Here is a 19,967-nt window from a genome sequence, read left to right on the forward strand (position 1 = left end):
TTGTACTTGGTACAACCTTCAGTTTTTATCAACACATTGTGAATAAATCATTATATTTTTATAAATTCACGAACAAATTATTAATATGAAAAACCAAATCTATTCTAAACTTTTATTTCTTTTTATTCCCTTTTCTATATTTTCTCAGACTTATCAATGGCAATGGGCCAAGCAAGGAGGTGGCAACAGTGGTTCGAGTGGGACGGGCTTTACCGACACTACCGACGAAATGATAAGAAGTGTTGTCGTGGATAATCAAAACAATCATTACTATCTGAGTACTGTTTTCGAAGGTTCCCCAACCATAGACGGACAAGCCGTGACGAGCTATAATGCAAGAGATCTTGTGCTGTTTTCAACAGATTGTCAGGGAAATCTACGGTGGAGCAAGACTATCGGAGGCTATGGAAGTTTGGAACATGCCTGGAAACTTGAGGTTGATAACAGCGGAGGGTTGTATATTATGGTAAATGTTGTAAATCAGGCTAACGTCAGCGCACCGTCAAATTACACGCCAATACACTTTGATACCAATATTTCAATGCCCATCGTTGCAGTCGGATATAACAGTCCTGATCCTGACCCGGGGATTAATACGGCATTTCTCCTGAAATATAATACATCAGATGGTTCTTTAGCATGGCAAAAACCTTTACAGGGTGCTGTAAACTATGCTTTAAGATCTTCAGACAACGGAATCTGGTGCATGGACAATGCTAAGAATATACACGCCATCATAGGATTTACAGCGGGTACCCATTTAAATGGGCTCATTACAGTGCCTTCCACATTTGTGAGTACTTTTCAGTATTACCTCGTGAAATTTTCTTTTGCAGGAGGAAGCATGACACCGGAAGCAAATCCTTTGCTGTTGCCGATCACAGGAAATCTAACAGCCGGAATGACTGCAGGAAAAATACAAATGTTATATGATGAAACCCTGAACCAATATTATATCGCAGGATCTAAAAACCTGAATCCAGTAACCCCTACAAGTGTTTCATACAATTCTAATCCGGTTAATAATGACGGATTTATTTTAGCCATCAACGGAGCCAATGGTAATGAAGTTTGGAGAAGAGAGCTCTATACTCCGAACATTTCTCTTCAGGATGACAAGATTTTTGGTCTTGTAAAAGACAGCAACTCTGACATTTACCTTTCCGGATTTTATTACCGAGGTACAGCCAATGATATCGCAACTTTTGGCAACTATAATTTTCCTTTACCATTGAATACAGGATATAATCCTTTTGTGATGAAATTGGGTTCTGGCGGAAACGTTCAGTGGGCAAAAATAGCAGAAAGCTTATCTCCGAATAACAATGTTGGGTACCGTTTTATGAAAGGCAATCTGGTCATTAACGGAAATGAATTAGCTTTTGTAAAAGGAAGCCGATCCGACATTTGGGGAAATTTTGCCATGACAAGACCCCAGAATGATCTTGCCGATCCGCTTTTGATTCGTTTTAATAAAAATGATGGAACCGTACTTGGCACCAATGAAATTCAGAGCAATTTTGGTTTTCAGGATGAATTGACTTCCGTGGCTGTTGATAACGATGGTAATTATATTGTCGGAGGCTTTTTCCATAATCAATTATTTACAGATCCGGCAGACGGAATAAATACTTTAACCGCAACGGGAAACAGTGGGAAATCTCAGTTTTTTGTGGCAAAATTGGCAAAATCTGCCTGCAGTGCACTTTCTGTGGAGGAAACAGCAGCTGAAGCAGGAATCAAGATTTATCCCAATCCGGTTCAGGAAGTTTTAAACATCAACAGCAAAGAAAATCTTCAGGCTTTTGAAATATATTCTTCTACGGGACAGTTTGTCACAAGAGGCAGTTTAAATTCTCCTCAATCTTCTATCAATACAACTTCTTTAAATACCGGAGTTTATTATATAAAAATTAAAACAGCAAAAGCGACCATCACTGAAAAATTTATTAAAAAATAAGATCATCAGCAAACAAAATATCTGAATAAGATAATTCTGATATAGATTGCTAAATAAGAATCCCAAGCAAAACATCTTTGCTTGGGATTTAATTTTGATATTCTTAATTCTTTTTAATAATCCTTTTCTAACATTTAATAATTCAGTCAACATTGATAAAAACATTTCAGCTCAAAAGATTTTCACAAAACGAAAAACTTTCTCAATCTTTTACCGAATTGACACACAGTTTCTGTAAATTCCGATGTCGTAATAGGATCCAACCACTGGCGGGATTTTCCAGTAAAAAGACTTTGAATCTTTCACCAACGCAATGCAATTCACATTTTCTGAAAAATCTCATTCAAATACCTTAAAAGGTTTGTGACAGTCTATTTCCTAAAGTACTGTACGTTGTAAAAATGCAGATAATTAAATCCTGTAATTCTCGAAAAGAAATCTAATTTTTCAACCGGAATCTGAAATTATAAATTATCAATATGAATTATCTTTCACTTTTCACAAAGATGCCTTACATTATCTATGTGATTTAAAGTACGGGTAAGTTTACAAATAACAAAGGCACCAACTAAAGATAGTCAGCGCCATTTTAATGAGCTATAAGAGGCATCAAGATTAATGTTCATGCTCCCCTGAATTAGACAGTTTTGCATTCACAAAAAATGCTCCTTTCACCACAATTTTTGCATTTGGAGGAATTGGCGTAACTGGAGTTATCGCTGTATAACCCATATCAGAAGAGCCTTTTACGATTTCAATCTTTTCGAAATTTGTTGTTTGAGATTCTTCTTTGCCTTTATTATTTTCTTCGTGATGTTCCTCAGCTTTTTTATTCGTCTGAACAAAAACATAATATTTTCCATCAGCTTCCACAATCGCTTCATCGGGAATTGCTGGAGTTGTACTTTTATCAAGGCTTACAATCCCTGTAATGTTCATTCCGTCAATCAGACCTGTTTTATTTCCTGTAACATTGGCGTGAACAGAAATTGTTTTGCTTTCATTCTCAAAGGATGAACCGATGCTGTAAATTTTTGCATCATATTCCGTTTCTGGATTATTCGTGAGTTTAAAATGAACGACTTGTCCGACTTTCATTTTTGGTAAGTCTTTCTCAAAAACCTGCAGATCAAGATGAATCGATTGGTTATCAATAACATCCAAAACCGGCGATGAAACGTCCACATAACTTCCAATCTGCGCATTGATATTGCTTATGGTTCCGCTAATCGGTGAAGTGATGACCAATCCTGAACGTAAATTTCCGTTTGTGACTTTCCCCGGACTGATTCCCATCAGCAGCAACTGTCTTTGCAGAGAAGCTCTTTGCGTTCTCAGGCTTTTCAGCTCTGCATCGGCACTTTGAAGATTTTTTTTCGCTCCGGCATCATTATCAAACAATTCTTTCTGTCTTCGGAATTCCTGCTCAGCAAAGGAAATTCTGCTGTTTACCGTCAAATATTGCTCCTGAATCTGAAGGTATTCAGGATTACTGATCGTCGCCAAAACCTGACCTTTTCTTACAAAATCTCCTATCTGAACTTTAATGGTCTGAATAACTCCACCATACAAAGATGTTACGGTTGCTTTTTTATTGTTCGGAACTCTCAACAAACCATTGGCCTTGATGGTTGAAGTCAGTTCTTTCATTTCTACCGTTCCCAAAGTTACACCTACAGATTTCATTTGTTCTTCGGTTAATTTTGCAATGGTTTGAGGAGCTTCGTCGTGATTTTCTTCCGATTGCTCGGTTTTAATTTCACTTTTTTCTTGCTCTTTTTTCCCACAACTCATGGCGAAAAGTGAGATGAATACTAACGCGATGATTTTATATTTAATTTGCATTTTTATTGATTTATAATTGAATTAATGACAATAACGGATTCGTTCACCTGCTGAATCGATTCCAGATATTTTAACTGAATATTGGTTGCCGTCTGTAAAGCGAAAAGATATTCCACATAAGAGATTTCTCCTGTTTTGTATCCCAGCTGTCCGGCTTTTGTAATTTTTTCAGCATTAGGAATTGCCTGATTTACGTAATATTCATACTGTTTTACGTTTTGCTGATATTGGTTCAAAGCATTTTCCAATTGTGCTTCTAATTGTTTTTGCTGGAATTTTGCATTTGATTCCGCCATCTGTTTCTGATAATCAAAAGACTGCATTCTCGCCTTTGTTGCCCCAAAAGTCAAAGGAATCGAGACACCGATTGTTGCCGAATGAAAACGGTTTCCACCATTGAAATACTGTTCCATTCCATTCACATTCTGAAAGCCAATCAACGATTGATTGGTGTAACCGATTGTGAATTCAGGAAGTCCCTGTGATTTTTCGACATTTTTATTCTTTTCCGCAATTTCCATTTCCTGATACAAAGCTTTCACCAAAGGATGTTTCGCAATTGTCAAACTGTCTAAAACGTAATCTGCTTTTAAAGGTTGATAATTTTGGTCAGACGGAACCACAATATCTTCTGAGGTGTTTAAAACTGCTTTTAAATTTTTGTAAGCATTTGCCAGATATACTTCATTTTGCTTCAACAATAAATTGATCTCGTCTTTTTGAGTTTCAGCAGTATTAATTTCAATTTTCTTAATATCTCCCGCTTTAAATCTTACCGTTGCAATCCGGATAAAATCATTGTACAAACTGTCTAAATTTTTCAGTTTTGATTGGTTGTATTGCAGATATTCAATCTGATAATAATAGGATCTCACTTGTTTTGCCAATTCATTTACCGAAATCTCCTTGTTGATTTGCTTTCCTTTGATTTGTTCATTAATCAATTCTTTTCTTGCTTTAAACAAAGTAGGAAACGGAATCGTCTGAGAAATCGCAAACGACTGATCGAATTTTCTCGAATTGTATTGTCCCAGTTGTGCATCAACATTCATTTTCGGAAGTTCTTTTGATGTCGGTTTCAAAGCTTCAGATGATTGAATATCTAAATCCTTCGATTTTATTAGATAACTGTTTTCCAAAGCTATCTGAGTTGCCTGCTGAACCGTCAAAGGATTTCCCTGTTGAGCATTAAAATTTTGTCCGACGAATATCCCCCCAAAAATAATTACGGTTGTAGCAGTTTTAGATTTAAAATTTTTAAAATTGATTTTAGAATTAAAAATAATATAGAGCATCGGTAAAACGAACAAAGTGAGGAAAGTCGCTGTGACCAAACCTCCGATGACAACCGTCGCCAAAGGTTTTTGAACTTCCGCACCTGCTCCCGTAGAAATTGCCATTGGTAAAAATCCTAATGAAGCGACCGTTGCTGTCATTAAAACCGGTCTTAATCGGGTTTTTGTTCCTTCCACTACTCGTTTCAGAATATCGGTTTCACCTTCTTTTTCAAGTTGGTTGAAAGTTCCAATCAACACAATTCCATTGAGGACAGCAACTCCAAATAAAGCAATAAACCCTATTCCCGCACTGATACTGGATGGCATATCTCTAAGTAACAAAGCGAAAACACCACCAATTGCACTCATCGGAATGGCCGTAAAAATCAAAGCTGCCTGTTTGAAAGAATGGAATGTGAAATATAGCAGCAGGAAAATCAACAACAAAGAAACCGGAACGGCAATCATCAATCTTTTGCTCGCTGCCTGTAAATTCTCAAACTGACCACCATAGGTGAAATAATATCCGGAAGGTAACCTGACTTTTTCATCTAATTTTTGTTGAATTTCCTCAACGACACTTTGCACATCACGGTCTTTTACGTTAAAACCAATCACAATTCTGCGTTTCCCCGCTTCACGGCTGATTTGCGCAGGACCGAGTTTATAACTGATATTTGCCACCTGAGAAAGAGGAATCTGTGCGCCGGAATTCGTGGCAATCATCAGGTTATTGACATCATCAATATTAGTTCGGTTCAGACTGTCGAGACGTACAACCAAATCGAACCGTCTTTCATTTTCAAAAACCTGCCCCGCAGATTTCCCTGCAAAAGCCATACTTACCGCATTATTCACATCTTCGATATTCAAACCATAATTTGCCATTCTGGTTCTGTCATATTCCACATTGATTTGAGGGAGACCGCTTACCCGTTCGATTTGTGGCGAAGTTGCACCTTTTACTGATTGAATGACTTTAGCGGTTCTGTCCGCATAAATTGTCAAAGAATCTAAATTTTCACCAAAAATTTTCACGGCAACATCCTGTCGAATTCCGGTCATTAATTCATTAAAACGCATTTGGATTGGCTGATTTTTCTCAAAGAAAACTCCCGGAATATTTTCTAATTTTTCTGAAATCTCATCGGCTAATTCTTCATAGGATTTTTTTGTCTTCCAATCTTTCTGAGGTTTTAAAACGACAATCAGGTCTGATGCTTCAGGTGGCATCGGGTCGGTCGGAACTTCTGCTGCTCCGGTTTTTCCGACCACCATTTTAACCTCATCAAACTGTTTAATAATTCTTGACGCCTGCATCGAGGTTTCAATACTTTGGCTCAGTGAACTTCCTTGTGGAAGAATGCAGTGAAAAGCGTAATCACCTTCCTGCAACTGAGGAATAAATTCGCCTCCCATATTTTTAAAAAGCAAAAGACAAATGGCAAATAGTGCAACCGTTATTCCTACAAACCAATATTTTATCTTTAAAGATCTTTCGAGTAAAGGCTGATAAATTTTCTGGAGCCTATTCATCATTTTGTCCGAAAAAGTTACTTCGTTCATTGGCTTTTTAGACAAAAACAATGCGCTCATCATCGGGATATAGGTTAATGATAAAATCAATGCTCCCAAAATGGCAAATCCTACTGTTTTTGCCATGGGTGTGAACATTTTTCCTTCAACACCAACCAAAGTTAAGATTGGAATGTAAACGATTAAGATGATGATTTCTCCGAATGCAGCACTGCTTCTAATTTTCGATGCAGAAAGGAAAACCTCTTCATCCATTTCAGATTGGGTAAGGATTGTATTGGTTTTTCTTAACCCTAAATGATGTAATGTTGCTTCAACAATAATTACGGCTCCGTCGACAATCAAACCAAAATCGATTGCTCCTAAACTCATCAGATTGGCGCTTACTCCAAAAACGTTCATCATTCCTAAAGCGAATAATAATGAAAGTGGAATGGCTGATGCGACAATCAATCCCGCTCTTAAATTTCCAAGAAAAAGGACAAGGACAAAAATGACGATTAATGCCCCTTCAATTAAGTTTTTTTCAATGGTATTGATTGCTCTTCCGACCAAATCTGTTCGGTCTAAAAACGGCTCAATCACGACATCTGCCGGAAGCGATTTCTGAATGGTTGGGATTTTATCTTTTATACTCTTTACAACTTCATTACTGTTTGCTCCTTTCAGCATCATTACAACACCTCCAACGGCGTCAACTTCACCATTATATGTCAAAGCTCCGTAACGGACAGCGTGACCAAGCCCCACAGTGGCAACATCTTTTATAAAAATAGGGACGCTTCCTGTTTCATTTTTTACGGCAATATTTTTAATGTCTTCAATCGAGGTTACAATCCCGATTCCACGAATAAAATAAGCGTTAGGTTTTTTATCAATATAAGCACCGCCCGTATTTTGATTATTCTTTTCTAAAGCCGTAAAAATATCAGTAATACTGATTCCCATTGCTTTCAGACGGTTCGGGTTAATCGCAACTTCATATTGTTTTAACTCCCCGCCAAAACTGTTGATTTCTGCAACGCCGAGTGTTCCGTTAAGCTGTCTTCGGACAATCCAGTCCTGCATTGTTCGAAGGTCTTTACTGCTGTATTTTTTTTCGCTTCCTTTTTTGGGATGGAGAATGTATTGATAAACCTCGCCCAAACCAGTGCTTACAGGCGCCATTTCAGGAGTTCCGACCCCTTTTGGAATTTCTTCGGAAGCCTGTTTTAATTGCTCGCTGATTAACTGACGGGCAAAATAAATGTTCACATTTTCTTTGAAAACAACGGTTATGACAGACAGTCCGAATCGGGAAATACTCCTGGTTTCCTCAATATCCGGAACGTTGGCAATACTCTGTTCGATGGGAAATGTGACTAACTGTTCCACTTCCTGTCCGGCAAGTGTTGGACAGACGGTAATAATCTGAACCTGATTGTTTGTGATATCAGGCACGGCATCAATCGGTAGTTTGGTGGCACTCCAGGTCCCCCAAATGACCAGCATCAAGGTCATTATCCCAATGATAATTTTATTCCTGATGCTAAATCGTATGATATTATTTAACATTGAATTTAATTTTTATTGAATGTCACAATTATTTCATCTCAAAAAAGATGAATAATGAACGACAAAAAATGAACGGAAATACGTTGCAATGGTATTGCAAAGCTTCCACGACAAATGGATGAAAGACACAGGTCTCCCATCAAATCAATAAAAAATTAAATTTTAGGAGGTTGCCAAATCCGGTTGTACACCAAATAAGCAAAATCGTTTTTCTGAAAATGAATTTTGTTTGAGAAATACTCGGTTGTCTTTTGAGGGGAAGACAGTAAAGAATCCATTTTAAAAGAAGCAACCGTTATCTGACAACAGTTGCAGGTACACAACGGAGAACAGATATCTCCCTGGTCTTTGGAGTGATTATCGTCTGAATTGATTAAAACACCGTAAGATTCTTTTGAATTATCCGGAGACTGCGCATGAACATCATTACAAGGCACTACAGAAAGTACGATGAAATAGATTGTTAGTAGCAGTTTTAGAAAATTCATCTGACAAATGTAGAAATAAAATTTAATCTAAAAGGTTTTTTGGTATAATTTTAAGATTTTCAGAGTTATTGATAAAGGTTTAAAATAAGGATGAAAATTATTTAAAATAAAAATATTCAGCCAGATCCTTTTTGAAGTCAAACACCAGTGAACTTTAATTTTTTTTGAAAAATTTTTATTGTATATTATGAAAATATGTATATTTGCCCAGCAAAAATTAGAAATGATATTATCTAGCTTAAAAAAGGGAAAGAAACAGAACTTACGCCGAACGTCGTGAGTCATTTTCCTTTGGTTAGAAACTAAAATACATCAGGAGCTTGTCATCACGACAAGCTCTTTTTTTTGGAAATTATTTAACAATATAAACTATAATGAAAGTATTAAAATTTGGAGGCACTTCAGTAGGAAGCCCGGAAAGAATCGAGCAGTTATTACCCATTATCAGATCTCAGGCAACGGATAAACATCTGGTTGTTTTATCGGCTGTTTCCGGAACGACCAACGACTTGGTAAAATTATCAGCATTGTATGCAAATAAAGATATTGAAGCAGCTTACCAGCATATTGATGAACTATACAGCAAATACAAAAAATTCGTCAATGATTTATTTAAAACAGAAGAGGGCATTTTGGAAGCATTAGCTTTTATCGACAGAATATTCGATTTATTCTATCAATTTAAAAATAAAAACTTCGGCTCAAGTGCAGAACGTATTATTCTGGCCCAGGGGGAAATTTTGTCCACCACTTTATTTCACTTGTATTTAAAGGAAATAGAAGTTCCTTCTGTATTACTATCCGCTTTAGATTTTATGTTGATTGATGAAGATAAAGAGCCAAATATTGATTATATCCGAGAACATGCCGCTTCGGAAATTGCAAAATATGCGGAAGAAAATCTATTTATCACCCAGGGATACATTTGTACAAATGCCGAAGGTGAAATTGATAATCTTCAGAGAGGAGGGTCAGATTACACAGCTTCACTGTTGGGAGCAGCACTGAAAGTGGAGGAAATCCAGATCTGGACAGATATTGATGGCTTCCACAACAATGATCCGAGATATGTTCAGAATACAAAATCTATTGCTAATCTTAGTTTTGATGAAGCTGCAGAATTGTCTTATTTTGGAGCAAAAATCCTTCACCCTCAAAGCGTTTTCCCGGCAAGAAAATACAATGTTCCGGTCAGATTATTAGATACGATGAACCCAAGCGCATTGGGGACATTGATTTCTGGAGAAACTACCAACCAAAATCAGATTGTAGCCATTGCAGCCAAAGACGGAATCACTGCCATTCGTATTCAGTCTTCCAGAATGTTGATGGCATACGGATTTCTGAGAAAAGTTTTTGAAGTTTTTGAACGCTACAAAACTCCGATCGACATGATTACGACTTCTGAAGTTGCGGTGTCGCTTACGATTGATCAAACTGAATATCTGTCTGAAATTGTTAAAGAATTAGAACTGTTTGCAGCTGTTGAAATTGATAATGAACAGTCTATTGTCTGTATCGTAGGAGATTTCAGAAAAAACAATCACGGCTATGCAACTATCGTCTCTGAAGCCGTAAAACACATCCCGATAAGAATGATTTCTTACGGCGGAAGCGAAAATAATATTTCCTTACTGATTTCATCTTCTTATAAAATTGAAGCTTTGAGGTCTTTGCATAATAGGTTGTTTTAATACATTACCTGTATATTTTAACTATTATTAATACCCATATCTTTATCAAAAATCACTTATTTTTTTGTTTTATAATGAATTAATTAAGTGATTTTTGATATTCCTTTAATTAAGAAATCATTTTTGGAAAAGTGATATATTTCCCTGCTTCAGAAACTATTGAGTTTGCCATTTTAAGTTTAAAAAACAGCAGATAACATCAGGCAGAAAATCTATGATTTTCAGAAATTAATATTCTTTTGTATAATTTGATGATTATTTTTAAAATCTTCTGTGAGATATGTGATGAAATTTAAAAATACTTTAAATCTCTGCTACAACGCCTTCCAGAACAAAAAAAACAATTTTTTCTTTACCTCCTTCTACATCTCCATTTGCAAATATGAAGGTTTTGTAATATATTTAACATTCTGATTATTTATTATTTACAAATATCAGATGACCGTTACCTAAAGTTATCGGTCTGTTTAAACCATTACAAAACTATAACCATATTTATGAAAAAACATTTTTACTTTTTTTTACTCTTTCTATTCACTATTTCGAGAATTTCCGCCCAGAGAGATACCGATCATTGGTTCGCCCCTTATTTTGATTCTCATCATGGGCCGAGTCCTACCTATTACGGGCACAGATTGTACTTTTCAACAGATTCTATGACTCCTTTTGAAGTTACAATTTACAGCAATAATACAGTTATTGGTACTGTAACGATCAGTAAAGGAGATCCTCAGTATTTTGCTTTAGCCTCTCAGTATATCAATACAACCGATGTTCTTAGTGCTGCAACTCCTATTAACCTGGGAGTTTATACCAAAGCAGACAAACCTTATTATGTATCATTAAGGATATGTGATCCTGCGCACGGAGAATTTGTTACTTCAAAAGGAAAAGCAGGCTTAGGCAAAAAATTTTATGCCGCAGCTGTACCCATTGGCTCAAATAGTTCGGAATCTAATTTTACAACAGGAATTCTTGCTACCGAAGACAACACCGAAGTAACGGTTACCGGCTACGATCCCAGCGTTAGCTTTATTAATAATCCTGCTCCACCTCCGTCAATTACATTTATTTTAAATAAAGGGCAATCTTACCTGCTGGTAGGAACAGGAAATATAACAGCCAATCAGTCGGGGTTTATCGGAGCCAAAATCACTTCCACAAAACCAATATCCGTCACTAATGGCAATTCAAACGTTACAACAGGTATAGGTGCTAATAATTTCGGAAACGATCTTATTCTGGATCAGTCGGTTCCGGTAGAACGTTTGGGAAACGAGTTTGCCATGGTAAGAAGTCTTACTCCACAAACCAATCATTATGATAAAGAAGGCGGAATTATCGTTGCTACAGAAGACAATACAGAAATTTATCTGAATGACGGAGGTTTACCCGTTGCAGTTATTAACGAAGGAGAATTTTACAGAATTTTAAACAGCGGCTATATCGACCAGGGCAGCGAGCATTACAATATGTATATACGAACGACTAAGAACGTATACCTCTACCAATTGGTCGGAGCGCAGACTGCCGGCTCAGGAGGATATAATTACATGCCTCCGCTCAATTGTTTTTTGCCTAAAAAAATTGATGAAATCGGTAAAATTAATGAAATGGCTATTTTTAGCTCCACCAATACAGTTAAGCTCAATGTTTTAACAGAAGCGGGAGCAACTGTCACCATAAACAGCAATCCCACTACTCCGGGTCAGGGGCCTTTTCCTCTCACCGGAAATACTTTATGGGAAACTTATGCCATTACCGGAATAGCAGGGAATGTTACAATTGCGTCTACCAAAGCAGTAACAGCCGGAATAAACGGAGGATACAACACCTTGAGCTACGGAGGCTATTTTGCAGGGTTTTCTTCAATGCCCGTGATTTCTAAAAAAAGCGGTGACTGCGCTCCCGGAATTGTTTTAGAAGTTGATGATCATTTTGAATCTTATCAATGGTATCTTAATAACAATCCGATTGCCGGAGCCCATTCAAACACATACGCACCAATTCAGGGCGGTGATTATACAGTGGTTGTTACTATGGGAAGCTGCTCTGCCACGACACTCAAATATGTGGTAGAATCCTGCTATATCCAAACGGTAAAAAATTTAACTGTTTGCGAAAATCAAGTAACAATAACTCCTCAGTTCAGTAATCCAACCTATCCTGCGGTAAGTTTGGGGACAATAACCATTGATGTTTCCCCCACTCACGGAACCGCTACAATAAATCCTGCTACAGGCGTGGTTACCTATACTCCGAATTCCGGATTTATTGGTGATGATGCATTGGTTTTCCATTTTTGCAGCGATGTCCCTACATTAAACTGTGAACAGGTAACGGTACATCTGAGTGTAGATCCTACTCCTGTGGTCAATAAAGCTGTTTTAAAATCATGTGCTTTAATTACCAATCCCAATACCGCTCTATTCAACCTTGAAGATGCCGTGATCACATCACATCCGGGTGTTGTAAAGAAGTACTATGCGACAATGACGGATCTGAATAACCAAACCAATGAAATCAGCCCGACCAATTATATTTCGCCCAGCAATACAATCTATGTAAAAGTGATCAATTCAAAAGGATGTTACAGCGTTACAGAAATTTCACTGGTTGTTATACAAACACCAAGTTCTGCTTTATTACAGGATAAAATTATCTGTATCGGAGATAAAACAATATTGGATGCCGGCCCGGGTTATGATGGTTACGAATGGAGCACAGGCGAAACCACACAGTCCATTTTAGTATCAGCAGGAGAATATTCAGTAAAGCTGAGCAAAGAACGATGTTATATCATTCAGAATGTAAAAGTTCTGGTAGCTGTACAACCTGTCATTTCCAGCATTGAAATCAAAAACAATACGATTACGGTAAATGTTATCGGAGGAAGAGCTCCTTATCTGTATTCATCAGACGGTGTGAACTGGCAGGAATCCAATATTTTCACCAACGTACCCAGAGGAGAAAATAAAATTTTTGTAAAAGATTATTATAATTGTGAACCTACCCATATTACAGTTACCGTTCCTAATCTGATCAATGCAATTACCCCTAACGGAGACCTGAAAAATGATTATTTAGATTACTCTGAGCTAGCCTATAAACAGAATCTGATCTTCAATATTTATGACCGATACGGAAATAAAATTCATGAAGCCAAAAAATTCAACGGCTATAAATGGGACGGAACAATGTTCGGTAAAAAGGTATCAACAGCCACATACTGGTACGAAATAAGCTGGACGGAACCAAACAAAGCACAGACAATCACAAGATACACAGGTTGGGTTCTTGTGAAGAATTTCGAATAAAATTTTATCAAAACTTTAGAAAACAATAGCGCCGTTTATTATTAAATAGCGCTATTTTTATAATAAGTCTGTTTAAATATTTTAAATTTAATCATATCAGTCACATTAGTTTTTAATTTAAGCTTGGAAAAAATAAAGATCACATAAGATAGAAAATCAAAGACTTTCAGAAACTGATGTGTTCTGATATGCAGTGTAATGATCATTTTAAAATCTAATGTGACTGATGTGATTATACAAAGGTTTAAACTTCCATTAAAATAAAAAAACACCCGCAGATCTGCAGATGTTTCCAATCAAATATTGGGCTCAGCTCCAATTATTTTATTTTTAAAGATTTTAATATTTTATGGAAAATCTCATTATTTTCATAGACTCCGGTAAAATTTTCGGCTCCGGAACCGTAAGAAAATACAGGAATTAATGTCGCTGAATGATCGTCTGTCGTAAAATCTCCTTCGATAGTACTTGTCGCCATATCACCATGCGGAATGCTGAAACCACCTGTTTCATGATCTGCTGTGATCACGACTAAAGTTCCCGGATTCTGGTCTGCAAACTGAATGGCTTTGGTAATTGCCCGGTCAAAATCAATTCCTTCAGTGACTATCGTTCCGACATTATTGGCGTGTCCTCCGCTATCAATCTGTGCCCCTTCAATCATCATGAAGAATGGCTTTTTCTTATTTTTTAAAAATTCAAGACCATTTTCTACCGTTTCTGCCAAAAGATTCCCACGACCTTTCAATATCTGTGGAACACCGTTATCAGAGAAATAATAAGCCAAACGTTCTGCTGTATTGTCCGCAATTTCTTTAGCATTTTCGGCAACCTGAAAATTATTCAGCCCGGAAACTTTGGATTTTCCTCCTGCCGCAAAAAAGTTCAGCCTGGATTTCACCAAGTCACTAGCGATTTCCTTTTCCATTCCTCTGTCTTTTTGATGGGCATAAAAGGCAGAAGGTGTGGCACCTACAATTTCATCTGTTGTAATAATTCCTGTACTGAAGCCTTTTTCAGAAAGAATCTCCGTCATATTCGGAACTGCTTTTCCTGAAGGATCTACACCAATAAAACGGTTTTTGGTTTTCTTTCCTGTCGCAAAAGCGCTGGCTCCGGCCGCGGAATCCGTGGTGAAATTATCTGCAGCCGTGGTTTTAATTAATCCGATATTTTTAAGCTGGGTTAAAGTCAATTGCCCCTTATTCGCCAGAACAGAAGACGAAATCTGCGACAGACCGTTTCCGTCACCAATCAAAAGAATAACATTTTTTACCGGAATATTTTTGTTTTCATATAAAAATTTAGGCTGATATACTTCGCTTGTTAAGGTATTCCTAAAAGTTCTTTTGTCTAAATTTTTAAGATATTCTGCACATTCTTTCGGATGATCGGTATTGATGAAATCTACTCCGGCGTGCGCAAAAAATTCCCATGACGTTTTCCCGTCCGGAATTGCCCAGAATCTGAACGGTTTTTTGAAAGATTTCGCTTTTTTAATGACTTCGGTCACTTTGGGAAGATCTTCTTCTGTCAGCCCGCCTTTTCCGTTCCAGACAGAATAATCTTTAAAATTTAAGCTAAGCAAACCTACTTTCTGCCATTGCTGTGGCGTAAGATTTTGCAATGATTGATAATCAAACTGAATGAAATCAGGATAAGCGGTAAACTTTTCAGGAGACGGCTTATTTCCCGAAATGACAAAGCTTATGTTTTTCTGAGCCGTAATTTTAGGATATTTTGAAATCTCGGCAACAATCTTTTTTAAAGTAGATTCTCCTTCCGTTTTCAGATCAACCAAAATCTGGATCGGCTGATCTTTAATAATCCCCAGTTCCAGCGCTTTTTCAATAGACTTTAAATACAGATTATCAAAAGTTCTTTGTTTGTAGATGTCCTTCTTTTCATGCGAAACGTATAATTCATTATCAACCAGATAAACATCAGCCTCAATGGATGTTGCGCCAGCTCCTAAAGCATACCAGAAAGGTACTTTTTGTTCGTAATCGTTATGCGAATGTGCCGAATAATTCTGTGCAAAAGCCAAACTTCCGACCGTTATTGCCACCGTAAGGCTTATTTTTCTTAGACTTAAAAACATACTCATCTTTACTTAATATTAACTCCTGATTTTTTCAACGCCTCAACCAATTTGTGATAGATCGTATGATTTGGATATACTCCCGAAAACAATTCCTCACCTTTCCCCATCGCAAAAACAGGAACCAAAGCCGCCGTATGCTGCCCATCAATAAAATTGATCTGAACTTTATCCTTCACTTCTTTCATTTTTCCGCTATTCGGATCTTTTTCCATGAATTTTCCGATGCTTGCGCCTCCCGTTTCGTGATCGGCCGTCACCACCAATAATGTGTTCGGATTTTTCTTAATAAAATTCATCACCACACCGATTGTTTTATCAAAATCCAGCACCTCTTCCACCATCATTTTAGCGTCGTTGGCATGCCCACCCCAATCGATGAACGAACCTTCCACCATCAGAAAAAACGGCTGATCTTTCTGGGAAAGGAAATCCAGGGCAATCTGAGTAGCTTCAGGAAGAAAATCTTTTCGCCCCTGCACTTTATTGGGAAGCTCATCCTGCGCCATCAGATAAAGATTTTTCTTCCTCAAAATAGGTTTTGAGAGAGAAGCGGTATCTATTCTGTAATTTTTTTGAGTTAATTCTTTCAGTAAATCTTTTTTATCTTTTCTTTTATTGAAAAATTTCAGTCCTCCGCCTGCAGCAAAATCAACATCTGACTTTATGAAGTCTAATGCAATATCTTCATGCAGATCACGGTCTTTTACATGCGCATAGTAAGAAGCCGGAGTCGCATGGGTTATACTCGTTAAGCTTACCAGTCCGGTTTTGTAACCTTTATCCTGAAGTTGCTCCAGAATAGTCGGGATCGCTACAGAATCTTTGTCCAGCCCAATGGCTCTTTTATAGGTTTTCTGTCCGGTTGATAAAGCCGTTGCTCCTGCTGCCGAATCTGTGATCCTGTCACTGGTGCTGGACGTTTCTGACAGCCCTACATATTTAAAATTCTGAAAATTCGGTTTTCCTTCTCCAAAATAGAAGGCGGAAGTTACCTGCGATACCCCCATTCCGTCTCCGATCATGAAAATAATATTGACAGGTTTCTGACTTTGAGCACAGATTAATGATTCAAAAAGAAGCATAAAAAGAACCACAAACCCTTTAAAATTAAGGTTTTTACAAACATAATTCATAATGATTATTATTTTAATAATTAATTATTTTCAAAAACAACGGGCAAAATTACAGAAATAATCAACCTCAAATAGTGGAATTAAAATCATTAAAACCAATATTAACAAGTAATTCGCTTATCAAAAGACGTTTACATAAAATCATTTAACAATTAATTCACCTAAATTTAATTTTTCGCAACAAAATTTACATTTTGTTAATTTTAAAAATCGGTTACTTAACGGTAATTTAACGAAAGTTGGCTTTCATTGCCCCTAATTTTGCACGAAAATAATTAAGGAATGAAGCGTATTTACCTCGTGCCTACTGTTTTGATGGGCTGTGTCAGCTTAACATTTGCACAAAAGAAAAAATCCGACACCATTAAGAGTGAAAGCAAACTCACTGATATTGAAGAAGTAGTCATGATCGGGTACGGTTCTCAGAAAAAATCTGATGTCACCGGATCTGTAGGATCTGTAAAAAGTGAAGATTTCAACAAAGGTCTGGTTGCCAACGTAGGACAGTTGCTGCAGGGAAAAGTGGCCGGGGTAAATGTTGCCAATGTGAGCGGTGAACCGGGAGCCAACCAAAATATTGTCATCCGAGGGGTGGGAAGTTTGCGTTCGGGAACTACTCCATTGTATGTAATCGACGGTTTTGTGATCGATAACAGCAATACAGGAGTTGCCAACAACCCGATGAACTTTATCAATCCTCAGGATATTGAATCCATTGATGTTCTGAAAGATGCTTCGGCTGCGGCAATCTACGGAGCACGAGCAGCAAACGGGGTTATTGTCATTACGACTAAAAAAGGTAAAAAAGGAAGAACCCAGATGAATCTTTCGTCCAACCTTACCATTTCCAGCCTTGCCAATAAAATGAATGTATTCAGTGCAGACGAATTCAGAAGACAGGTTACGGCGATAGGCGGAAAACTGGATGATATGGGTGGAAATACCGATTGGCAGGACGAACTGACAAGAACGGCCGTTTCAAAGAACGTCAATTTCTCGGCATCTGGAGCCACAGAGAATTCTAATTATTATGCAGCTTTAGGCTATGAAGATCAGGAAGGAATTCTTTACAACAGTAATTTAAAAAGATATTCCGGGCGTGTAAATGTTTCACAAAAAGCTTTTGATGGCAGAGTAAATATCGACTTCAATCTAAACGGAACAAGGACGGAAAATAACAGACCGGACGCAAGCAGTGTCGTTAACAGTATGCTAACATGGAATCCTACTTATCCAGCATACACCAATGGAGCTCCCACAACGGTTTTCAACAATGGAGCTTTCAACCCGCTTATCCGTCGCGATATTTACAAAGATTTTACAACAAACAACAGAATATTAGCCAATTTTTCGCCATCAGTAGAAATTATTAAAGGTTTAACGTATAAATTAAACTTAGGCGTAGATTATTCTTCCGCAGAAAGAGTGATTCAAAATATGCCGCATGCTATTCCTCTGGAAATCGGAACTTTAAATTTAAGTACCTATGCCAACAATAATACGCTTGTAGAAAATACTTTAACCTACAAATTTAAAATCAACAGCCATGATTTTAATGTAATGGCAGGACATTCATATCAAAGATTAATGCTTACGTCACGAGGATGGTATTATCAGAATTTCCCAATCAACGGAATTGAACCTCAATATCAGATTCCGGCGGCAGGAGCAGCTAACCAGACTACATCTATTATCGCTAATAAAAATGAGTTACAGTCTTGGTTTGGAAGGGTAAATTATGATTATAAAGACAAATATCTTTTAACAGCAACTTTAAGAGCAGACGGTTCATCCAAATTCGGAGAAAACAACCGTTACGGGATTTTTCCTTCAGTAGCCGCAGGATGGAATATCAGTAAAGAAGAATTTTTGGCTAATGTAAGTACCATCAGCAATTTAAAACTGAGAGCAAGCTGGGGAAGAACAGGAAATCAGGAAATCCCGAGTAAAATTACCAAAAGAAGCTATAAAGCTGATTCCAACGGAACTGCACAGGCAACTTACCCTCTGAACGACAGTGGAAATTATCCTGTAGGAGTTTATCTGGTAAGAGTAGACAACCCGGATCTTCAGTGGGAAGTTACCACGCAAACCAATATTGGTTTAGATTTCGGGGTTTTAAATAACAGATTAACAGGTAGTATAGATTTCTTCAGAAAAGTTTCCGATAATATCCTTATGGAAATCAACCCTGTAGACCCGATCGAACCGGCTCCTACGATGTGGAAGAATATCCCGAATATGACCATCAACAATACAGGTTATGAAATATCTTTAAATTATAACAGTAATCCTAACAGAGAATTTACCTACAGCATCGGAGGAAATACTTCTTTCATTAAAAATAAAGTAAAAGATTCTCCTTATCGGGTAATTTCTACAGGTGAAGCGCAGGGACCGGGAACGACCAATGCAGTGATTAACGGGTATATTAACGGACAGCCTATCGGGACTTTCTATGTAAGAGAGTTTTTAGGATTAAATTCAAACGGAACCAATATCTTCAGAGATGTAGACGGTGACGGAATTATTACAGATAACGACAGAGTAGCTGCCGGAAGCGCATTGCCGGATTTCACCTACAATATCTATCTGAAAGCAGCCTATAAAAACTTTGATCTTGGATTAAATTTCAACGGAGTTGCCGGAAATATGATTTACAATAATACCGCTTCTACTTTATTCTCAAGAGGTAGATTGGCATTGTCAAATAATACTACCGATGTTGCCACACAATTTTCTAACGAAAGTGCCAACAACACCAATGTGATCTCTACAAGATACCTTGAAAAAGGAGATTTCTTCAGATTAAACAATGCTACCTTAGGATATAGCCTTAACCCTAAAGTGTTAGGAATCGGTGAACACATCAGAAACATCAGGTTCTCGGTAACCGCTCAGAATCTATTTGTGATCACCAAATATTCAGGATTTGATCCGGAAATCAATACAGGTCTTTCTCAGGGAGGAATCCAGTCTTTCGGAATTGATTATACCACTTACCCTAAAGCAAGAAGCTTTGTATTCGGTGTGAACGTAGCATTTTAATTAATTATCTA

9 protein-coding genes are annotated in these 19,967 nt (G+C 37.3%); 4 read left to right on the plus strand and 5 right to left on the minus strand.

What is annotated here, in order from left to right; all coding sequences use genetic code 11:
* Positions 1 to 85 precede the first annotated feature (85 nt).
* Positions 86 to 1,960: a T9SS type A sorting domain-containing protein gene (locus BUA89_RS17225; protein ID WP_072961178.1), complete on the plus strand. Its 1,875-nt coding sequence runs from the start codon at positions 86 to 88 to the stop codon at positions 1,958 to 1,960.
* A gap of 615 nt (positions 1,961 to 2,575) precedes the next feature.
* Here BUA89_RS17225 and BUA89_RS17230 read toward each other — a convergent pair.
* From BUA89_RS17230 to BUA89_RS17240, 3 genes are all read right to left on the minus strand, one after another.
* On the minus strand, positions 2,576 to 3,805 hold the full coding sequence (locus BUA89_RS17230; protein ID WP_072961181.1) for an efflux RND transporter periplasmic adaptor subunit: 1,230 nt from the start codon (positions 3,803 to 3,805) through the stop codon (positions 2,576 to 2,578).
* A 2-nt stretch (positions 3,806 to 3,807) separates the two neighbouring features.
* Entirely contained in the window at positions 3,808 to 8,172 is a 4,365-nt protein-coding gene (locus BUA89_RS17235; protein ID WP_072961183.1) for a CusA/CzcA family heavy metal efflux RND transporter, read from the minus strand.
* A 155-nt stretch (positions 8,173 to 8,327) separates the two neighbouring features.
* Positions 8,328 to 8,660 (minus strand): DUF6660 family protein, encoded by a 333-nt coding sequence (locus BUA89_RS17240; protein WP_072961186.1) that lies wholly within the window; start codon positions 8,658 to 8,660, stop codon positions 8,328 to 8,330.
* 374 nt (positions 8,661 to 9,034) lie between these two features.
* Here BUA89_RS17240 and BUA89_RS17245 point away from each other — a divergent pair, with 374 nt between their 5' ends.
* On the plus strand, positions 9,035 to 10,354 hold the full coding sequence (locus BUA89_RS17245) for an aspartate kinase (RefSeq protein WP_072961190.1): 1,320 nt from the start codon (positions 9,035 to 9,037) through the stop codon (positions 10,352 to 10,354).
* A 497-nt stretch (positions 10,355 to 10,851) separates the two neighbouring features.
* Positions 10,852 to 13,671, plus strand: coding sequence for a T9SS type B sorting domain-containing protein (locus BUA89_RS17250; protein ID WP_072961193.1), 2,820 nt, complete (start codon positions 10,852 to 10,854; stop codon positions 13,669 to 13,671).
* 319 nt (positions 13,672 to 13,990) lie between these two features.
* On the opposite strand, the gene BUA89_RS17255 is transcribed toward BUA89_RS17250, so the two are convergent.
* Together BUA89_RS17255 and BUA89_RS17260 are read right to left on the minus strand one after the other, a co-directional pair.
* Entirely contained in the window at positions 13,991 to 15,778 is a 1,788-nt protein-coding gene (locus BUA89_RS17255; RefSeq protein ID WP_228420601.1) for an alkaline phosphatase, read from the minus strand.
* A 2-nt stretch (positions 15,779 to 15,780) separates the two neighbouring features.
* Positions 15,781 to 16,908 carry an alkaline phosphatase gene (locus tag BUA89_RS17260; protein ID WP_083531718.1) on the minus strand — a complete coding sequence of 376 codons (1,128 nt, stop codon included), beginning with the start codon at positions 16,906 to 16,908 and terminating at the stop codon, positions 15,781 to 15,783.
* 282 nt (positions 16,909 to 17,190) lie between these two features.
* On the opposite strand from BUA89_RS17260, the gene BUA89_RS17265 reads away from it, so the two are divergent.
* Positions 17,191 to 19,956, plus strand: coding sequence for a SusC/RagA family TonB-linked outer membrane protein (locus BUA89_RS17265; RefSeq protein WP_083531719.1), 2,766 nt, complete (start codon positions 17,191 to 17,193; stop codon positions 19,954 to 19,956).
* The last annotated feature ends 11 nt before the right edge of the window (positions 19,957 to 19,967 follow it).

It is taken from the genome of Chryseobacterium arachidis (assembly GCF_900129245.1).
GTDB classification, from domain to species: domain Bacteria; phylum Bacteroidota; class Bacteroidia; order Flavobacteriales; family Weeksellaceae; genus Chryseobacterium; species Chryseobacterium arachidis.

What these genes read in the sequence shown, in the direction of transcription:
- BUA89_RS17225 (WP_072961178.1), top strand. Translation starts at nt 86, where the DNA reads ATGAAAAACCAAATCTATTCTAAACTTTTATTTCTTTTTATTCCCTTT.
- BUA89_RS17230 (WP_072961181.1), bottom strand. Translation starts at nt 3,805, where the DNA reads ATGCAAATTAAATATAAAATCATCGCGTTAGTATTCATCTCACTTTTC.
- BUA89_RS17235 (WP_072961183.1), bottom strand. Translation starts at nt 8,172, where the DNA reads ATGTTAAATAATATCATACGATTTAGCATCAGGAATAAAATTATCATT.
- BUA89_RS17240 (WP_072961186.1), bottom strand. Translation starts at nt 8,660, where the DNA reads ATGAATTTTCTAAAACTGCTACTAACAATCTATTTCATCGTACTTTCT.
- BUA89_RS17245 (WP_072961190.1), top strand. Translation starts at nt 9,035, where the DNA reads ATGAAAGTATTAAAATTTGGAGGCACTTCAGTAGGAAGCCCGGAAAGA.
- BUA89_RS17250 (WP_072961193.1), top strand. Translation starts at nt 10,852, where the DNA reads ATGAAAAAACATTTTTACTTTTTTTTACTCTTTCTATTCACTATTTCG.
- BUA89_RS17255 (WP_228420601.1), bottom strand. Translation starts at nt 15,778, where the DNA reads ATGAGTATGTTTTTAAGTCTAAGAAAAATAAGCCTTACGGTGGCAATA.
- BUA89_RS17260 (WP_083531718.1), bottom strand. Translation starts at nt 16,908, where the DNA reads ATGAATTATGTTTGTAAAAACCTTAATTTTAAAGGGTTTGTGGTTCTT.
- BUA89_RS17265 (WP_083531719.1), top strand. Translation starts at nt 17,191, where the DNA reads ATGAAGCGTATTTACCTCGTGCCTACTGTTTTGATGGGCTGTGTCAGC.